General features: G+C 66.2%; 17 protein-coding genes. 6 read left to right on the top strand and 11 right to left on the bottom strand.

The window, feature by feature from the left end; all coding sequences use genetic code 11:
- The first annotated feature begins 91 nt into the window (after positions 1–91).
- The 3 genes from AC56DV_RS05625 to waaA are packed head-to-tail and all read left to right on the top strand — an operon-like array spanning position 92 to position 3,807.
- A complete protein-coding gene (locus tag AC56DV_RS05625; RefSeq protein ID WP_496313321.1) occupies positions 92–1,474 on the top strand; it encodes a phosphomannomutase/phosphoglucomutase in 1,383 nt (460 codons plus the stop codon).
- Positions 1,475–1,493: 19 nt separating this feature from the next.
- Complete coding sequence (waaC, locus tag AC56DV_RS05620) at positions 1,494–2,489, top strand: lipopolysaccharide heptosyltransferase I (RefSeq protein WP_496313320.1); 996 nt, start codon at positions 1,494–1,496, stop codon at positions 2,487–2,489.
- Position 2,490: 1 nt separating this feature from the next.
- The gene (waaA, locus tag AC56DV_RS05615; RefSeq protein WP_496313319.1) at positions 2,491–3,807 is read left to right on the top strand and encodes a lipid IV(A) 3-deoxy-D-manno-octulosonic acid transferase; all 1,317 of its coding nucleotides are present in this window, start codon (positions 2,491–2,493) and stop codon (positions 3,805–3,807) included.
- A gap of 26 nt (positions 3,808–3,833) precedes the next feature.
- On the opposite strand, the gene AC56DV_RS05610 is transcribed toward waaA, so the two are convergent.
- From AC56DV_RS05610 to AC56DV_RS05580, 7 genes are all read right to left on the bottom strand, one after another.
- Complete coding sequence (locus AC56DV_RS05610; protein WP_496313318.1) at positions 3,834–5,003, bottom strand: M48 family metallopeptidase; 1,170 nt, start codon at positions 5,001–5,003, stop codon at positions 3,834–3,836.
- Complete coding sequence (locus AC56DV_RS05605; protein WP_496313317.1) at positions 4,949–5,641, bottom strand: lysophospholipid acyltransferase family protein; 693 nt, start codon at positions 5,639–5,641, stop codon at positions 4,949–4,951. The genes AC56DV_RS05610 and AC56DV_RS05605 overlap by 55 nt, the downstream gene beginning before the upstream one ends.
- A gap of 69 nt (positions 5,642–5,710) precedes the next feature.
- Entirely contained in the window at positions 5,711–6,292 is a 582-nt protein-coding gene (gmhB, locus tag AC56DV_RS05600; RefSeq protein WP_496313824.1) for a D-glycero-beta-D-manno-heptose 1,7-bisphosphate 7-phosphatase, read from the bottom strand.
- 13 nt (positions 6,293–6,305) lie between these two features.
- The gene (gene glyS / locus AC56DV_RS05595) at positions 6,306–8,414 is read right to left on the bottom strand and encodes a glycine--tRNA ligase subunit beta (RefSeq protein ID WP_496313316.1); all 2,109 of its coding nucleotides are present in this window, start codon (positions 8,412–8,414) and stop codon (positions 6,306–6,308) included.
- A 14-nt stretch (positions 8,415–8,428) separates the two neighbouring features.
- Positions 8,429–9,352: a glycine--tRNA ligase subunit alpha gene (glyQ, locus tag AC56DV_RS05590; protein ID WP_496313315.1), complete on the bottom strand. Its 924-nt coding sequence runs from the start codon at positions 9,350–9,352 to the stop codon at positions 8,429–8,431.
- Positions 9,353–9,407: 55 nt separating this feature from the next.
- Entirely contained in the window at positions 9,408–10,976 is a 1,569-nt protein-coding gene (lnt, locus tag AC56DV_RS05585) for an apolipoprotein N-acyltransferase (protein WP_496313314.1), read from the bottom strand.
- On the bottom strand, positions 10,976–11,854 hold the full coding sequence (locus AC56DV_RS05580) for a CorC family transporter (RefSeq protein WP_496313313.1): 879 nt from the start codon (positions 11,852–11,854) through the stop codon (positions 10,976–10,978). Before AC56DV_RS05580 ends, lnt begins: the two co-directional genes overlap by 1 nt.
- A 118-nt stretch (positions 11,855–11,972) precedes the next feature.
- Between AC56DV_RS05580 and AC56DV_RS05575 the strand changes: the two genes are divergently transcribed.
- Positions 11,973–12,260 carry a hypothetical protein gene (locus AC56DV_RS05575; protein ID WP_496313312.1) on the top strand — a complete coding sequence of 96 codons (288 nt, stop codon included), beginning with the start codon at positions 11,973–11,975 and terminating at the stop codon, positions 12,258–12,260.
- A 6-nt stretch (positions 12,261–12,266) separates the two neighbouring features.
- Here the strand turns inward: AC56DV_RS05575 and ybeY are convergent, their stop codons facing one another.
- Positions 12,267–12,728, bottom strand: a complete 462-nt coding sequence (ybeY, locus tag AC56DV_RS05570) for an rRNA maturation RNase YbeY (RefSeq protein ID WP_496313311.1) — start codon at positions 12,726–12,728, stop codon at positions 12,267–12,269.
- Positions 12,712–13,770 carry a PhoH family protein gene (locus AC56DV_RS05565; RefSeq protein WP_496313310.1) on the bottom strand — a complete coding sequence of 353 codons (1,059 nt, stop codon included), beginning with the start codon at positions 13,768–13,770 and terminating at the stop codon, positions 12,712–12,714. Before AC56DV_RS05565 ends, ybeY begins: the two co-directional genes overlap by 17 nt.
- A 153-nt stretch (positions 13,771–13,923) precedes the next feature.
- Between AC56DV_RS05565 and AC56DV_RS05560 the strand changes: the two genes are divergently transcribed.
- The gene (locus tag AC56DV_RS05560; protein WP_496313309.1) at positions 13,924–14,229 is read left to right on the top strand and encodes a hypothetical protein; all 306 of its coding nucleotides are present in this window, start codon (positions 13,924–13,926) and stop codon (positions 14,227–14,229) included.
- 280 nt (positions 14,230–14,509) lie between these two features.
- Positions 14,510–14,842, top strand: coding sequence for a hypothetical protein (locus tag AC56DV_RS05555; RefSeq protein WP_056393077.1), 333 nt, complete (start codon positions 14,510–14,512; stop codon positions 14,840–14,842).
- 75 nt (positions 14,843–14,917) lie between these two features.
- On the opposite strand, the gene AC56DV_RS05550 is transcribed toward AC56DV_RS05555, so the two are convergent.
- Positions 14,918–15,763: an HDOD domain-containing protein gene (locus tag AC56DV_RS05550; RefSeq protein WP_496313308.1), complete on the bottom strand. Its 846-nt coding sequence runs from the start codon at positions 15,761–15,763 to the stop codon at positions 14,918–14,920.
- Positions 15,760–16,104: a hypothetical protein gene (locus AC56DV_RS05545; RefSeq protein WP_496313307.1), complete on the bottom strand. Its 345-nt coding sequence runs from the start codon at positions 16,102–16,104 to the stop codon at positions 15,760–15,762. Before AC56DV_RS05545 ends, AC56DV_RS05550 begins: the two co-directional genes overlap by 4 nt.
- Between the last annotated feature and the right edge of the window lie 114 nt (positions 16,105–16,218).

Genomic DNA, 16,218 nt, shown 5'->3' with positions numbered 1-16,218 from the left:
AAGCAATTGGCTAGCAATTGCATCGGCGCCCGCACTTGTGCGGGCTGCTTTTTTGTGCAGGCTGTTTTTTTCTCACTTTCCAATATCCCCTATGGTCTCCCTGTCTAAATCGATCTTCAAAGCTTACGATATCCGCGGCATCATCGGCAAAACCCTGGACGCCGGCGTTGCCAGGCAAATCGGCCACGCCTTCGGCCTGGCCGCCGCCGCCAAGGGCGAACGCAGCGTGGTGATCGGCCGCGACGGCCGCCTGTCCGGCCCCGAGCTGGCCGCTGCGCTGGCGCAAGGCCTGCAATCGGCCGGCGTGGACGTGATTGACCTGGGCGTGGTGGCCACGCCGATGGTGTACTTCGGCACCAACGTGCTGTCGGCCAAATCGGGCATCATGGTCACCGGCAGCCATAACCCGCCCGACTACAACGGCTTCAAGATGGTGCTGGCGGGCGAAGCCATCCACGGCGAGGCGATTACCGGCCTGTACGACTCCATCCTGGCCAACGCCGATAAGGTGGCGGCCGAGCCGGGCGCCTACAGCACCCACGACATCCGCGCCGAATACCTGGCGCGCATCATCGGCGACGTGAAGATCGCGCGCCCGATCAAGATCGCGGTGGACTGCGGCAACGGCGTGGCCGGCGCCTTCGCGGGCGACCTGTACCGCGGCATGGGCTGCGAAGTGGTGGAACTGTTCTGCGAAGTGGACGGCACCTTCCCCAACCACCACCCGGACCCGGCGCATCCTGAAAACCTGCAGGACCTGATCCGCGCGCTGCAGGAGACCGACGCCGAGATCGGCCTGGCCTTCGACGGCGACGGCGACCGCCTGGGCATCGTCACCAAGGACGGCCAGATCATCTACCCGGACCGCCAGATGATGCTGTTCGCGCAGGACGTGCTGACCCGCCATCCGGGCGAGCAGATCCTGTACGACGTGAAGTGCACCCGCCACCTGGCGCCGTTCATCGAAAAGAGCGGCGGCGTGCCGCTGATGTACAAGACCGGCCACTCGCTGGTGAAGGCCAAGCTGAAGGAAACCGGCGCCCCGCTGGGCGGCGAAATGAGCGGCCACATCTTCTTCAAGGACCGCTGGTACGGCTTCGACGACGGCCTGTACTCGGGCGCGCGCATGCTGGAAATCCTGACCCGCGAAGCCGATCCGTCGGCGCTGCTGAACTCCCTGCCGCAGTCGGACAGCACCCCCGAGCTGCACCTGCACCTGAAGGAAGGCGAGAACTTCATCGTCATGGACAAGCTGCGCAGCGACGCCAAGTTCCCCGGCAACGAACGCATCATCACCATCGACGGCCTGCGCGTGGAATACGCGGACGGCTTCGGCCTGGCGCGCTCCTCGAACACCACCCCGGTGATCGTGATGCGCTTCGAAGCCGAAACGCCGGAGGCGCTGGCGCGCATCCAGGGCGAGTTCAAGCGCGTGATCCTGGCCGCCAAGCCGGACGCGGAACTGCCTTTCTAACGCGGTTTTCACGTTCCTTATGAAGATCCTGCTGGTGCGCGTCTCCTCCCTGGGGGACGTGCTGCACAACATGCCCATCGTGGCCGACATCGCGCGCCACTATCCCGACGCGCAAATCGACTGGGTGGTGGAAGAGGGCTACGTCAGCCTGGTGCGCCTGAACGGGCGGGTGCGCAACATCATCCCGTTCGCGCTGCGGCGCTGGCGCAAGAGCCTGGGCAGCCCGGCCACGCGCGCCGAGATCAAGGCCTTCTTCCGCACGCTGCGCGCCGAGCAGTACGATTACGTGTTCGACACCCAGGGCCTGCTCAAGACCGGCATCATCATGGGCGCCGCGCGCGTGGTGAAGGGCGGGCAGAAGGTGGGCCTGGCCAACGGCAGCGAAGGCTCCGGCTACGAAGGCATTTCGCGCTTCTTCCACACCAAAAGCATTCCGCTCGACCCGCGCACGCACGCGGTGGCGCGCGGCCGCCTGGTGGTGGGCACTGCGCTGGGCTATCTGGCCGACGCCGCCGGCACGCCGGCCGACTTCGGCCTGCCCGCCGTGTCGCCGTCCGATCCGCGTCCCGAGTGGATGCCGGTCGGGCCGTACGCCGTCTACTTCCACGGCACCGCGCGCGACGCCAAGAAATGGGCGCCGGCCAACTGGATAGAACTGGGCGCTGCGCTGGCGCCGATGACGATATTGCTGCCGTGGGGCTCACCGAAAGAGAAAGCCGAAGCCGAAGCGCTGGCCGCCAGCCTGCCCAACGCGCGCGTGCTGCCCAAGCTGTCCATGGCGGACGCGGTGCTGCTGGCGCGCCATGCGGCGCTGGCCGTCGGCGTGGACACCGGCCTGACGCACATCGCGGCCGCCTTCACCACGCCGACGGTGGAGATCTACGCCGACTCGCCGCGCTGGAAAACCGAGGGCAACTGGTCGCCGAAAATCATCAACCTGGGCGACCGCGGCGCGCCGCCGCCGGTGGCCGAAGTGCTGGCCGCCGCCCGCAGCGTGCTGCCCGGTCCGAACTGACATGCTGAGACTCTACTCCCTGATGTGGTGGCTGGCCATGCCGCTGGTGCTGGGCCGCCTGTGGTGGCGCGGACGCAAGGAAGCGGGCTACCGCCAGCACTGGAACGAGCGCCTGGCGGTCTACCGCCCGCGCGCCGCCAACGACGAACCGCACACCATCTGGCTGCACGCCGTCTCCGTGGGCGAAACCCGCGCCGCCGAGCCGCTGGTGGACGCGCTGCTCAAGGAATACCCGCGCAGCCGCATCGTCATGACGCACATGACGCCGACCGGCCGCGCCACCGGCAAGCAGCTGTTCGGCAAGCACGGCGCGCGACTGGCGCAAGCCTATCTGCCGTACGACACCATCACCATGGTGCGGCGCTTCATCAAGCACTTCGAGCCGCGCATCTGCATCCTGATGGAGACCGAAGTGTGGCCGACCCTGATCGCCGAATGCGGCAAGGCCGGCGTGCCGGTGGTGCTGGCCAACGCCCGCCTGTCCGAGCGCTCGCTGCGCAAGGCGCGCAAACTGGGCACGCTGATCGCGGACGCCGCGCGCGGCATCACCCTGGTGGCCGCGCAGACCGAGGCGGACGCCGAACGCGTGCGCTCGCTGGGCGTGCCGCAAGTGGCCGTCACCGGCAGCATCAAGTTCGACGTGGTGGTGCCCGCCGCCGCGCTGTCGACCGGCGCCATGCTGCGCGCGCAGATCGGCGGCCGTCCCGTGCTGCTGTGCGCCAGCACCCGCGAAGGCGAAGAAGAACTGATACTGGACGCGTTCCGCGCCGCGCTGGCCGCTGCCGGCGCTGCCGCCATGCCTCCCGATACGCTGCTGCTGCTGGTCCCGCGCCACCCGCAGCGCTTCGACGCCGTCGAACAGATGGCGCTGACGCGCGGCCTGCCCACACAGCGCCGCAGCGCGCTCACGCAGCCCGGCGCCTCCGTGGCGGTAACCACCCAAGTCCTGCTGGGCGACTCCATGGGCGAAATGTTCGCCTACTTCTCCGCCTGCGACGTGGCCTTCATCGGCGGCAGCCTGCAGCCCCTGGGCGGCCAGAACCTGATCGAAGCCGCAGCGCTGGGCAAGCCGGTGCTGATCGGCGAGCATACCTTCAACTTCGCGCTGGTCACCGAGCAAGCCGTGCAAGCCGGCGGCGCCGCCCGCATCGCCAGCGCCGAAGACCTGATGCGGCAGGCCGCCGGCCTGCTGCGCGACGACAGCGCCCGCGCGGCCATGGGCCGCAGCGCCCAGGCCTTCGCCAACCAGCACCGCGGCGCCACCGCGCGCACGCTGGCGCTGCTGCCGGCCCTGTTGCCGCAGGAAGCACACGCCTGACAATTGCGGCTGGCGGCTGGCTTTGATCAGCTGAACAGCACCGGCAGCTCCTGCGCGCGCTTGCGCAGCAGGGCTTTGGCTTCGTCGTACGCCGGGTAGATGCGGCCGACGGCGGCCCAGAATTGCGCGCTGTGGTTCATTTCCAGGATGTGCGCCAGTTCGTGCGCCACCACGTAGTCGATCAGCGGCAGCGAGAAGTGGATCAGGCGCCAGTTCAGGCGGATCACGCGCTGCACCGTGCATGAACCCCAGCGCGTGCCGGCGGACGATAGCGCGAAGGCGCTGTATTCCACCCCCAGGCGCGCCGCGTACAGGTCCAGGCGCTGCTCGAACAGTACCTTGGCCTGCTGCTGCATCCACGCGCGAACGCGCTCCTTGAGCAGCGTTTCGGTGGCGCCCTGCACCAGTCCCATATGCAGCTCGCGCGTGTCGGCGTTGTAGTCGGTGCGGTTGCGGGTTGCCGTGTACAGGCGCAGTTTCAGTTCGCCGCCCAGGTAGGGCAGCACGGCGCCGTCTTCCCACGCCACCGGCGGCTTTTGCAGCCGCGCCGCGCGCCGTTCGCGCCGTTCGTCCAGCTTGGAGATGATCCAGTGCTGCTTGGCGCGGATGGCGTTGTCGATCTCGGCCACGCTGACGCGCTTGGGCGCGGTCACGCGCAGGCCATCGTCGTCGATCATGAAGCCGATCGAGCGGCGCGTGGAGCGGCGCAGCGTGTATTCGAGGATGAACTGGCCCACCAGCAGCTGGCGGCGCGGCAGCGCGTCCACTTCCGGCGCGGGAGGCTCCGGCGCGCGCACCGGGATAGGCGGCGGGCGCAGCAGGTTGGCGCTGGGCGGTGCGTGGGTTGCGGACGCGTCGCCGGCGGCGGAGCGGAATGGCGCTGCGTCAGACTGGGAAGCAGGGCCAGGCGGGGCCGGTGTTGCGGAAGCAGGGGATACGGAAGCAGGGGATGCAGGGCGGGGAGCCTGCCAGGTGGAAGGTGCGGGAACGGGAACGGGCGAGGACGGCTGGCGCATCACCGCCGCATTGGCGGCGGGGCCGGCGGGGCGCGACGCCACGCCCGGCGCGCTCTCGCCGAACAAATCGAGCTGCCCCTCGCCGGCCTTGCTGGCCGCCGGCCTGGCAGCGGTGGCCAGGTCCTCTAGCCAGCGCTGTAGGCGTGGGGCGAAATGACGCGCATTTCTGATTCTATCCACTGTTCCACCTGCTCCATCAACTCGTCCGGACTGCGTCCTTCCGAGGAAATCGGCTTGCCGACGGAAACCGTCACCTTGCCGGGCTTCTTGATAAATGAATTCTTGGGCCAGCATTCGCCCGAGTTCAGCGCGATCGGCACCACCATGGCGCCGGTCTCGATGGCCAGGCGCGTGCCGCCGCTCTTGTACTTGCCGGACTGGCCCACGGGAATCCGCGTCCCTTCCGGGAACATGATAATCCACAGGCCTGCCTTCAGGCGGCGCTTGCCGTGCGCGACCACCTGCTTGAAGGCGTTCTTGCCCTGCTTGCGGTCGATCGGGATCATGCGCAGCGCGGCGATGCCCCAGCCGAAGAAGGGGATGTACAGGATCTCTTTCTTGAACACGAACACCAGCGGGCGCGGCAGGCTGCACAGCAGGAAGATGGTTTCCCACGCCGACTGGTGCTTCGACAGCACCACGGCCGGCGCGTCCGGGAAGTTCTCCCAGCCCTTGATCTCGTATTCGATGCCGCAGATGACCTTGGCGCACCAGATGATGAACACATTCCAGCGCGAGACTACGTAGTAGCGCTGGGCGTACGGCAGCGGCGTTGCCAGGATGCAGACGACGCACCAGATAATGGTGGCGATCGCCATGACGACGGCGAATATCAAGGAACGCAGAAACAGTACAGGCTTACCCAATGCGATACTCCAGAATCTTAATCAGTTGGCCGCGGCGGCAGCGGCTGCCACCGCAGCAGCGGGAACGGGAACCTTCAGCAGATGGTCCACCATGGCCGCCAGGTTGGCGAAGACCATTGTACCGGGTGGCAGGCCGCCCGTGGCATTGGTTTTTTCGCCTTTCCCGGTCAGCACCAGGTAGGGCGTGCAGCCGCTGATGAAACCGGCCTGCAGGTCGCGCAGCGAATCGCCCACGGTGGGCACGCCCTTCAGGTTGACGTTGTAGCGCTTGGAGATCTCGGCGAACATGCCCGGCTTCGGCTTGCGGCAATCGCAATTGTCTGCCGCCGCGTGCGGGCAGAAGAAGATCGCCTCGATCTCGGCGCCCACCTGCTGCGCCAGCGAATGCATCTTCTGGTGGATGGCGTTCAGCACCGCCATGTCGAAATACTCGCGCGCGATGCCGGACTGGTTCGACGCCACCACCACGCGGTAGCCGGCCTGGTTCAGGCGGGCGATGGCCTCGAGCGATCCCGGCACCGGGATCCACTCGGCGGGCGACTTGATGAAGTCCGGCGAATCATGGTTGATCACGCCGTCCCGATCAAGGATGATCAGCTTCATCGCGGCGCCCATGTCAGGCCGCCAGTTTCGAGATGTCGGCCACGCGGTTCATCATGCCGTGCAGGGACGACAGCAGCGCCAGGCGGTTGTTGCGCAGGGCGACATCCTCGGCCATCACCATCACGTCGTTGAAGAAGGCGTCCACGTCGTCGCGCAGCTGGGCCAGCGTTTTCAGCGTGCCGGCGAAGTCGCCCTTGGCGAAGGCGGCGTCCACTTCCGGCTGCACGCGCACGATGGCGGCGTGCAGGTTTTTCTCGGCCGTGTCCTGCAGCAGCGCTGCGTTCACGCCCAGGCCTCCGGCTTGTGCGAGGGCTTCCTCGTTCTTCTTCAGGATGTTGGTGATGCGCTTGTTGGCGCCGGCCAGCGAGGCCGATTCCGGCAGCGCGGCAAAGGCTTGCACCGCTTCCAGGCGCTGCACGATGTCGTCCAGGCGGTCCGGGTTCTGCGCCACCACGGCTTCGATCTCGTTCGGCGTGAAGCCGCGCTCGCGCAGGATGCCGCGCAGGCGGTCCAGCATGAAGGCTGCCACGTCGGCGGTCGGATCCTTGAAGCCGGCCACGGAGGCGAATTGTTTGGCGGCGTCGGCCAGCAGGCCGGAGATCGACAGCGGCAGGCGCTTCTCGATCAGCATGCGCAGCACGCCCAGGGCGTGGCGGCGCAGCGCGAACGGGTCCTTGTCGCCGGTCGGCGCCAGGCCGATGGCCCAGATGCCGACCAGGGTTTCCAGCTTGTCGGCCAGGGCCACGGCGGTGCCGGTGGCGGTGGCTGGCAGGGCGTCGCCCGCGAAGCGCGGCTGGTAGTGTTCGGACGCGGCCAGCGCCACGTCTTCGTGCTCGCCGTCGTGGCGCGCGTAGTAGGTGCCCATGATGCCTTGCAGCTCAGGGAACTCGCCCACCATGTCGGTCAGCAGGTCGGCCTTGGACAGGCGCGCTGCGCGTTCGGTCAGGGCCACGTCGGCACCCAGCTTGCCAGCGATGGCGCCGGCCAGCGCGGTCACGCGCTCGCTGCGCTCGGCCTGCGTGCCCAGCTTGTTGTGGTACACCACGTTCTTCAGCAGCGGCAGGCGCGATTCCAGCGTCTTCTTCTTGTCCTGCTCGAAGAAGAACTTGGCGTCGGACAGGCGCGGGCGCACCACGCGCTCGTTGCCGCCGATGATGGCTTCCGGGGTATCGGTGGCGATGTTGGAGACGATCAGGAAGCGCGAACGCAGCTTGCCGGCCGCGTCGGTCAGCGCGAAGTATTTCTGGTTGGTCTGCATGGTCAGGATCAGGCATTCCTGCGGCACGGCCAGGAACTCTTCCTCGAAGCGGCATTCGTACACCACCGGCCATTCCACCAGCGCGGTCACTTCGTCCAGCAGCGCTTCAGGCATCAGCACCTGGTCGGCGCCGGCTTTTTCCAGCAGCGAGGCGCGGATCTTTTCCTTGCGCGCGTCCACGCCCGGGATCACCTTGCCCTGTTCGGCCAGGGTGGCGGCGTAGGCGTCGGCGTTGGCCACGGCTACGCTGCGCGCGCCGGGGGCGGTCAGGAAGCGGTGGCCTTCGGTCAGGTTGGACGCGGTCAGGCCCAGCAGCGTCAACGGCAGCACGTCGGCGCCATGCAGCGCGATCAGGCTGTGCGCGGGGCGCACGAACTGCACGGTGCTGCCGTCCGGACGCTGGTAGCTCATCACTTTTGGAATCGGCAGCTTGGCCACGGATTCTTCCAGCGCGGCTTGTGCCCCGACTACCAGATGCGATCCCGGCACCGTATGGGTGTAGAAGAAGCTCTCGGCTTTGCCGTCCTGTGCACGTTCCAGTTCTTCGACGGTCAGGTTCGGGAAGCCCAGCGCGGCCAGTTTCTTGGCCAGCGGCGCGCTCGGGTTGCCGTCCTTGTCCAGCGCCACCGACACCGGCAGCACTTTTTCGCGGAGTGGCTTGTCCGGCGAGGTGGTGCGCACCTTGGTGATGGAAACGGCCAGGCGGCGCGGCGTGGCGTGGATGGTCGCGGCGCTGTCTTCTTCCAGGAAGTCGCGCGATTTCAGGCCGTTGACGATGCCGGAGGCGAAAGCGGCGCCCAGTTTGGCCAGCGCTTTCGGCGGCAGTTCTTCGGTCAGCAGTTCAATTAACAGGGTCTGGTTCATGTTCTTCTAATCTTTTACGCGGCAGCGGTGGGAGCAGCGGCAACTGCGGGAGCCATCGGGAAGCCGAGGCGTTCGCGGGAATCGTAGTAAGCCTGAGCCACGAGGCGCGACAGGGCGCGCACGCGGCCGATGTAGGCGGCGCGTTCGGTCACCGAGATGGCGCCGCGCGCGTCCAGCAGGTTGAAGCTGTGCGACGCTTTCATGATCTGCTCGTAGGCAGGCAGCGTCAGTTGCAGCTCGATCAGGCGCTTGGCTTCGGATTCGTGGTTGTTGAACTGCGCGAACAGCAGCTCGGTGTTCGAGTGCTCGAAGTTGTAGGCCGACTGCTCCACCTCGTTCTGGTGGAATACGTCGCCGTACTTCAGCGTCTTCGTTTCACCATTCTCTTCCCACTGGGTCCACACCAGGTCGTACATATTCTCCACGCCCTGCAGGTACATGGCCAGGCGTTCGATGCCGTAGGTGATCTCGCCCAGCACCGGCTTGCAATCGAGGCCGCCCACTTGCTGGAAGTAGGTGAACTGGGTCACTTCCATGCCGTTCAGCCAGACTTCCCAGCCCAGGCCCCAGGCGCCCAGGGTCGGGCTTTCCCAGTCGTCTTCAACAAAGCGCACGTCGTTCTGCTTCAGGTCCAGGCCCAGCGCTTCCAGCGAGCCCAGATACAGGTCCAGGATGTTTTCCGGGGCCGGCTTCATCACCACCTGGTACTGGTAGTAGTGCTGGCCGCGGTTCGGGTTCTCGCCATAGCGGCCGTCTTTCGGGCGGCGCGAAGGCTGCACGTAGGCCGCGCGCCAAGGCTCCGGGCCGATCGCGCGCAGGAAGGTACCGGTGTGGAAGGTGCCCGCGCCGACTTCCATGTCGTACGGCTGGAGCAGGGCGCAGCCCTGCTTGTCCCAGTAGGATTGCAGCGTCAGGATGATTTGTTGAAATGTGAGCATCGTTATTCTTTGGGATGGCTAGCCATAAACGGTTAATTTTAGCCGTATTTGGCAACTAATCGGGGTTGTTGGAACGCTTATTTGCGTTTTTTCGGGCCCACAGCCACGCGCCGGCCACGGCCAGCGCGGCCAGGGCCAGGAACAGGCGGTTGCCCAGCACGATGTAGGGCGTGTCGCCCGCCATGCCGCGCACCGAGGCCTTCAGCACGCCGGCCTGATAATAGGGCAGCGCGGCCGTCACCTTGCCGTGGCTGTCGATCACCACGGTGGCGCCGCTGTTGGTGGAGCCCAGCATCGGGCGGCCGGTCTCCAGTGTGCGCATCTGCGAAATCTGCAGGTGGTGCGGGATGGCCAGCGATTCGCCGTACCAGGCCAGTTCGGACACGTTCAGCAGCAAGGTGGCCGGATTCGGATCGTTGGCCAGGTTCGCCGCGATTTCCTCGCCGAACAGGTTTTCGTAGCAGATGTTGGGCAGCACGCGCTGCGACTTCACCTGGAACGGCGCCTGCAGCGCCTTGCCCGGCGTCTGGTCGCCCAGCGGGATGTGCATCATGTCCGTAAACCAGCGGAAGCCGGTCGGAATGAATTCGCCGAACGGCACCAGGTGGTGCTTGTCGTAGCGGTAGGTGGGCAGGCCCGATTCCGGCGGCAGGCCGATCACGCTGTTGGAATACTTGGTCGGGCTGTCCATCAGCGGGATGCCCAGCACCAGGTGGCTGCCCGAGCGCTTGGCGAACTGGCCCAGGCTGGGCAGGTAGTCCTGCGGCAGCTGGTGCTGGAACAGCATGATGGCCGTTTCCGGCGTGGCGATCAGGTCGGCCGCTTCGGCCGTGACGGTGTCGCGGTAGCGCAGCAGCGTGTCCAGGGTGTGGCGCGCGTCGAACTTCTGCTGCAGCGGCGTATTGCCCTGCAGGAGGCGCACCGAGATCGGCTCGCCCACCGGGTGGGTCCAGTCGACGTAGCGCAGGCCGATGCCGATGCCCATGACGGCGGCCAGGCCGCCCAGCGCGAACCAGCGCGTGCGGTGCGCCGCCAGCAGCAGCGCGCCGGCGCACAGCGCTGCCAGCCAGCTGATGCCGTACACGCCCACGATGGCGGCATAGCCGCCCAGCGGCGCGTCGTTATGGGCGTAGCCGGCGGCGGCCCAGGGGAAACCGGTGAACAGCCAGCCGCGCACCCACTCGAACAGCGCCCACATGGCGGGCAGCATCAGCAGGTTGGCGGCGGGCAGCGGCAGCAGCCAGCGCTTGCGCAGCCACAGCGCCGAGTACATGGCCATGGCGGCGTAGGTGCCCATGGCCACGGCCAGCAGGGCGATGGCGGCCACCGCCAGCGGCAGCGGCAAGCCGCCGAAGCGGTTCAGCGCCACCACCAGCCAGTGCGTGTTGGCCAGGCACCAGCCGAAGCCGAAGGCCCAGCCCACCAGCGCGCCGGCTTTCGGCGTGGCCGAACGCAGCGCCTGGTAGAACAGCAGCGCCAGGCAGGCGATCTGCAGCGGCCACCAGCCGAAGGGGGCGAAGGAGAACACGCTGGCGGCGCCCGCCAGCGCGGCGATGATCATGCGGCCACGGGTGCTGCGCTGTGGTGCGGGAGCATCGCCGGGTTTGGCGCGGCGCCAGCGCATCAGTCTTGTTCGTCCACGGCCGGCGGCAGCTTCTCCACCAGCAGCACGTGCAGCTGGCGCGCGTCGGCGCGCAGCACTTCGAAGCGCAGGTTGCCGATGTCGAAGGTGTCGCCCTTGTGCGGCATGCGCTCAAGATGCTTGACCGCGAAGCCGCCGATGGTGTCGGCGTCCTCGTCGGACAGGTCGGTGTCGAGTTCCTCGTTGAACTGGCTGATCTCGGTGAGCGCCTTGATGCGCCAGCGCGGGCCGAACTTGCCTTCCTTGATCGAGAGGATGTTGTCCTCTTCCTCGTCGAAGTCGTATTCATCCTCGATGTCGCCGACGATCTGTTCCAGCACGTCCTCGATGGTGATCAGGCCGGCCACGCCGGAATATTCGTCAACCACGATGGCCATGTGGTTGTGGTTGGCGCGGAAATCGCGCAGCAGCACGTTCAGGCGCTTGGACTCGGGAATGAACACGGCCGGGCGCAGCATGTCGCGCACGTCGAAGCTCTCTTCCGCGTAGTAGCGCAGCAGGTCCTTGGCCAGCAGGATGCCGATCACCTTGTCGCGCTCGCCCTCGATGGCAGGGAAGCGCGAGTGGGCCGTTTCCAGCACAGTGGGCATCCATTCCTCGATGGGCTTGGAGATGTCGATCACGTCCATTTGCGAACGCGGCACCATGATGTCGCGTGCGGACAGGTCCGACACCTGGAACACGCCTTCGATCATGGACAGCGCATCGGCGTCGATCAGGTTGCGTTCGTGGGCATCGTGCAGCACTTCGAGCAGTTCCGCGCGGTTCTCGGGCTCGGGGGAGATGAAAGCGGTGAGTCGCTCAAAAAGCGATCTATGGGGTTTGGCGTCAGTCTTGACGCCACTAGGGTGCTCTTGCATAGGAGGCGTGAGCCAGTTGTTTCGAAGTGCTATAGGATACTACAAATGGCCGGGGGACCTCGATTTTACGCAAATCGGCGCTACAATGGAGGGCCAAGCCACCTGAGCGGAGTCCGCCATGATCAGCAGCGTTTCATCCTTGAATCCGGCCAGCGGCCTGGCGCCGCAGCGCAAAATCGCCGAGCAGGACGCCCCGCCGGACGTGGCTACCGTCGCGCCGGACCCGCAATCGATAGCCGGCGTGCCGCCGGCCGAAGCCAGCCCGGAAGCGCCGCCGCCCGAGGCGCCGGTGCCGATGCGTTTCGACAGCGCCCCGCCGCCCGACACCACCGCCCGTTTGATCGAAAAGACGCCGTTCGACGTCAACCGCGCCATGCTGGGCACCACCGGCACCCAGGGCGGCTGATCCGGTTCAGGCGTACGGGTCGGCGTAGCCCAGCCCGGCCAGGATCTCGGTTTCCAGGCCTTCCATTTCGGTAGCCTCTTCATCGTCCATGTGGTCGTAGCCCTGCGCGTGCAGCACGCCGTGCACGATCAGGTGGGCGGTGTGCTCCTCCACCGACTTCTTCTGCTCGGCCGCTTCCTTCTGCAGCACGTCGGTGCACAGGATGATGTCGGCGCGGGTCGGCTCGTCCTCGGCATAGTCCTCGCCCTCGTTGTAGGCGAAGGTCAGCACGTTGGTGGCGTAGTCCTTTTCGCGGTAGTCGCGGTTCAGCACGCGGCCTTCCCCGGCATCCACAAAGCGTATCGTCAGCTCGGCCGGCGCAAACAGCGCGGCCTTGATCCATTTGCGCACCATGGGGCGGGTGATGCTGTCCTGCAGGCGCGGGTCGGCGTACTGCACCGACAGGGTCAGTTTATTTTTTTCGGACATGTTTGACGGCGGCAGTCTTGGCGGGGGTGAACAGGGGCGAGATTTCGGCGGACGCGTTGTGCGCGCTCTCGTAGGCGTCGACGATGCGCGCCACCAGCGGATGGCGCACCACGTCGGCGCTGCTGAACTGGGTGAAGGCGATGCCGCGCACGTCGCGCAGCACGTGGCTGGCGTCCACCAGGCCGCTCTTCAGGCTTTTCGGCAGGTCGATCTGGGTGGTGTCGCCGGTGATCACGGCCTTGCTGCCGAAGCCGATGCGGGTCAGGAACATCTTCATCTGCTCCACCGTGGTGTTCTGCGCCTCGTCCAGGATCACGAAGGCGTGGTTCAGCGTGCGCCCGCGCATATAGGCCAGCGGCGCGATCTCGATCACGCCCTTCTCGAACATTTTCTGGGTGCGGTCGAAGCCCAGCAAGTCGTACAGCGCGTCGTACAGCGGGCGCAGGTAAGGGTCCACCTTCTGCGCCAGGTCGCCCGGCAGGAAGCCCAGGCGCTCGCCCGCCTCCACCGCCGGGCGGGTCAGGATGATGCGCTTGACGGCGTCGCGCTCCAGCGCGTCCACCGCGCAGGCCACCGCCAGGTAGGTCTTGCCGGTGCCGGCCGGGCCCAGGCCGAAGCTGATGTCGTGGTCGAGGATGTTGCGCAGGTATTTGATCTGGTGCGGCGTGCGGCCGCGCAGGTCGGCGCGGCGCGTTTTCAGCACCGGGCTGGTGATGTCCGGCTCGTTGAACGGCGGCTCTTCGTGGTCCGGCTCCAGCGGCGGCGCCAGGCCGGCGCGCTGCTCCACCAGGGCCAGCTGCACTTCCTCCACCGGCACCACCTTCTGCGCCACGTTGTAGAACTGCTCCAGGATCTGCACCGCGCGCTCGGCGTTGGTGCCGTTGACGATGAATTTTTCGCCCCGGCGGAAAATGGTCACGTCCAGCGCGGCGGAAATCTGGCGCAGGTTTTCGTCCAGCGGACCGCACAGGTGCGCCAGGCGCGTGTTGTCGAGCGGTTCGGGGATGAAGTAATGCGGCTGGCTGGGTGTCTTGGTTTTCAAAGGGCGCTGCCTGGTAGGTTTTACTGAATGCCGTTAGTTTACCGTATCGTGGCGCGCGCCGCGATTTTCCCTGCTAGTTGATGCTTAGACATTGCTTTCGGCCGGGCTTGCCCTACAGTCGAATGAACGGTCCATCTTTCAACGGAGCAAACCATGGCAGTCACTGCGATTCCCAGCGTGAGCGGCAGCAATCCGGCGCAGCAGGCCAGCGTCGTCACCGACCAGCGCGCCGAGCAGGCCCGCCAGCTGCGCCGCGAGGAAGCGGCGCGCCGCGAGCAGGAAGTGGCCAGTGCCGAGCAGCAAACCCAGCAGACCCAGCAAGCCGCGCGCGCCGAGCAGGAGCGCCAGACGCAGCAGGCCGACGCCGTGCGGCGGCAGCAACTCGAATCGCAGCAGAGCAGCCAGAACAGTACGTCGCCTTCCGCCAGGGTCGGCCAGAATATCAACACGACTGCGTAAACTCCAACTCGGCCCGCGTCCTGCGGGCCATTTCCGCTGCAGGCTGACGGCCGCAGGCCTGCGTGACCCGCCGTAATTATTTCCTAAAAGTTCTTCCGTGCGCCACGGAATATTCCCGTGTGTTGAAATGGCATTGTTGCTAAGAATTCTAGCGGGTGCTTGACCTTACACAAGCTTCGCTAGTCGCGGCTTGGCCGGAACGGGCTGGTTTGGTATTAGAATTGTTATTGAAATTGCAATGCCATTCCGGGATAGACAACTCACTAGACGAGGAAAAATCATGGCACACCACGCCCTTGCTTCTCAAGAAAGTTACAACCCTAATCATCTGTTGGATATGCTGCTGGGCAAGATGCAGCTGAAGAACGACGCCGCGCTGTCGCGCATGCTGGAAGTGGCGCCGCCTGTCATCAGCAAGATCCGCCACCACCGCTTGCCGGTCGGCGCCTCGCTGCTGATCCGCATGCACGAAGTGACCGGCATGAGCATCCGCGACCTGCGCGACTTGATGGGCGACCGCCGCACCAAGTATCGCCTGTCGGATGCGCAAGGCCGTCCAAAGCCAGAGGACCGTCCGGAAAAGCAGCAGGACGCCGGCACCTACGCGCACTGAGGTGCGGCGCGTGGCCAGCGGCGCCGGGGCCGGGACTGCGATGTTCCGGCCTGGGCAGTCAGCCTAGTCGGCAGCCTAGGTAAGCAGCACCATTGCAATTTCTTCGTATTGCAGTTCCGTCTCGCGGAACAGTTGCAGGTAAACCGCTTCATCGAGGCCTAGCGCGGTCCAGGCCACGGTGGAAACCGGCGGCACCAGGCCGTCCGGCATTTGCGCCAGGTCGAGCGCATGGGCAATGGCGTCCGCCACGTGGATGATGGCCGCCAGGAAGCCCGCCCCGGGCGCCTCCGGGTTGTGGTGGTGAGCGATCGCCAGCCGCATCGTGTCTGAAAAATTCCAGTGTTCCGCCAGCGCCATGCCGGCATCGACGTGATCGATGCCCAGCACCGCGCGTTCCGCTTCCAGCGGCGTGCAGTCATGCTCGTTGCGGTAGGCGATGGCCTGCTCGTACGCTTTCGGGAAGCAGGCCACCAGCACCAGGCGGCCGATGTCGTGCAGCAGGCCGGCCGTGAAGGCGTAGTCCTGGTTGAAGCGCATCTGGCGCGCCAGCACCTTGGCGCAGGCCGCGCTGGCGATCGAATGGCGCCAGAAGGCCTTGTGGTCGAAACCGGCGCAGGAGCGCTCGGCGAAGCAGCCGGTGAGGGCGGCCGCCGTGATCAGGTTGCGCGTGGCCTGGAAGCCGAGGAAGGTGATGGCCTGCTGGATGGTGGTCACCTTGACCTGCAGCCCGTACAGCGAGGAGTTGGCCAGGCGCAGCGTCTTGGCCGTCAGCGCCTGGTCGTGCGACACCTTCTTGGCCAGCACCGAAATGTCCACGTCCTCCTGGTCTATGCTGTTGAGCAGTTCCATCACCACGGCGGGCAAGGAGGGCAGGTCGTCCAGGTTTTTTACTACATCGTCGTATGTCAGCATGGCGCTCATTCTTCAGCGGGGGCGTGGCCCAGGCGGTAATCGGTCACGAAGCGGCGCAGCAGCGCGCTGGCCCAGTCGCTGTCGCTGTCCGGATCGTTCTTGCGGAACAGGCGGGCGATGCGCTCCAGCTGCTGTTCCCGGTCCGCGGCCTGCTCGGCCGCGCTGGGCTGCTGCGCCGTCGCGATCGGCAGCGCTTCGATGCCGTGGCGCGGCATCAGCGCCAGCATGGACTCGGTCAGCACCGTGCCTTGCGGCAGCAGCACGTGACCGTGCGCATCCAGCAGTTCATCCGACAAACTCATTCCGGGCTCCACCTGGCCCAGGGGCAGGTGCTGATAAGTGGCGCTCATTGCAGCCTCCGTCGTTCTCGTCGCACGATCTTACCATCGGCGCCGTGGGCGAGTCGAAAATCTTGCCAAGTTGCTAGGCATACTTTACATTGGGGCGTTGCCGTCATATCCGTG

It is taken from the genome of Massilia sp. BGA-UO-ETr-WB1, from assembly GCF_059567845.1.
Note: the sequence above shows the minus strand (reverse complement) of the source record. Positions and strands in the feature narration are given on the sequence as shown.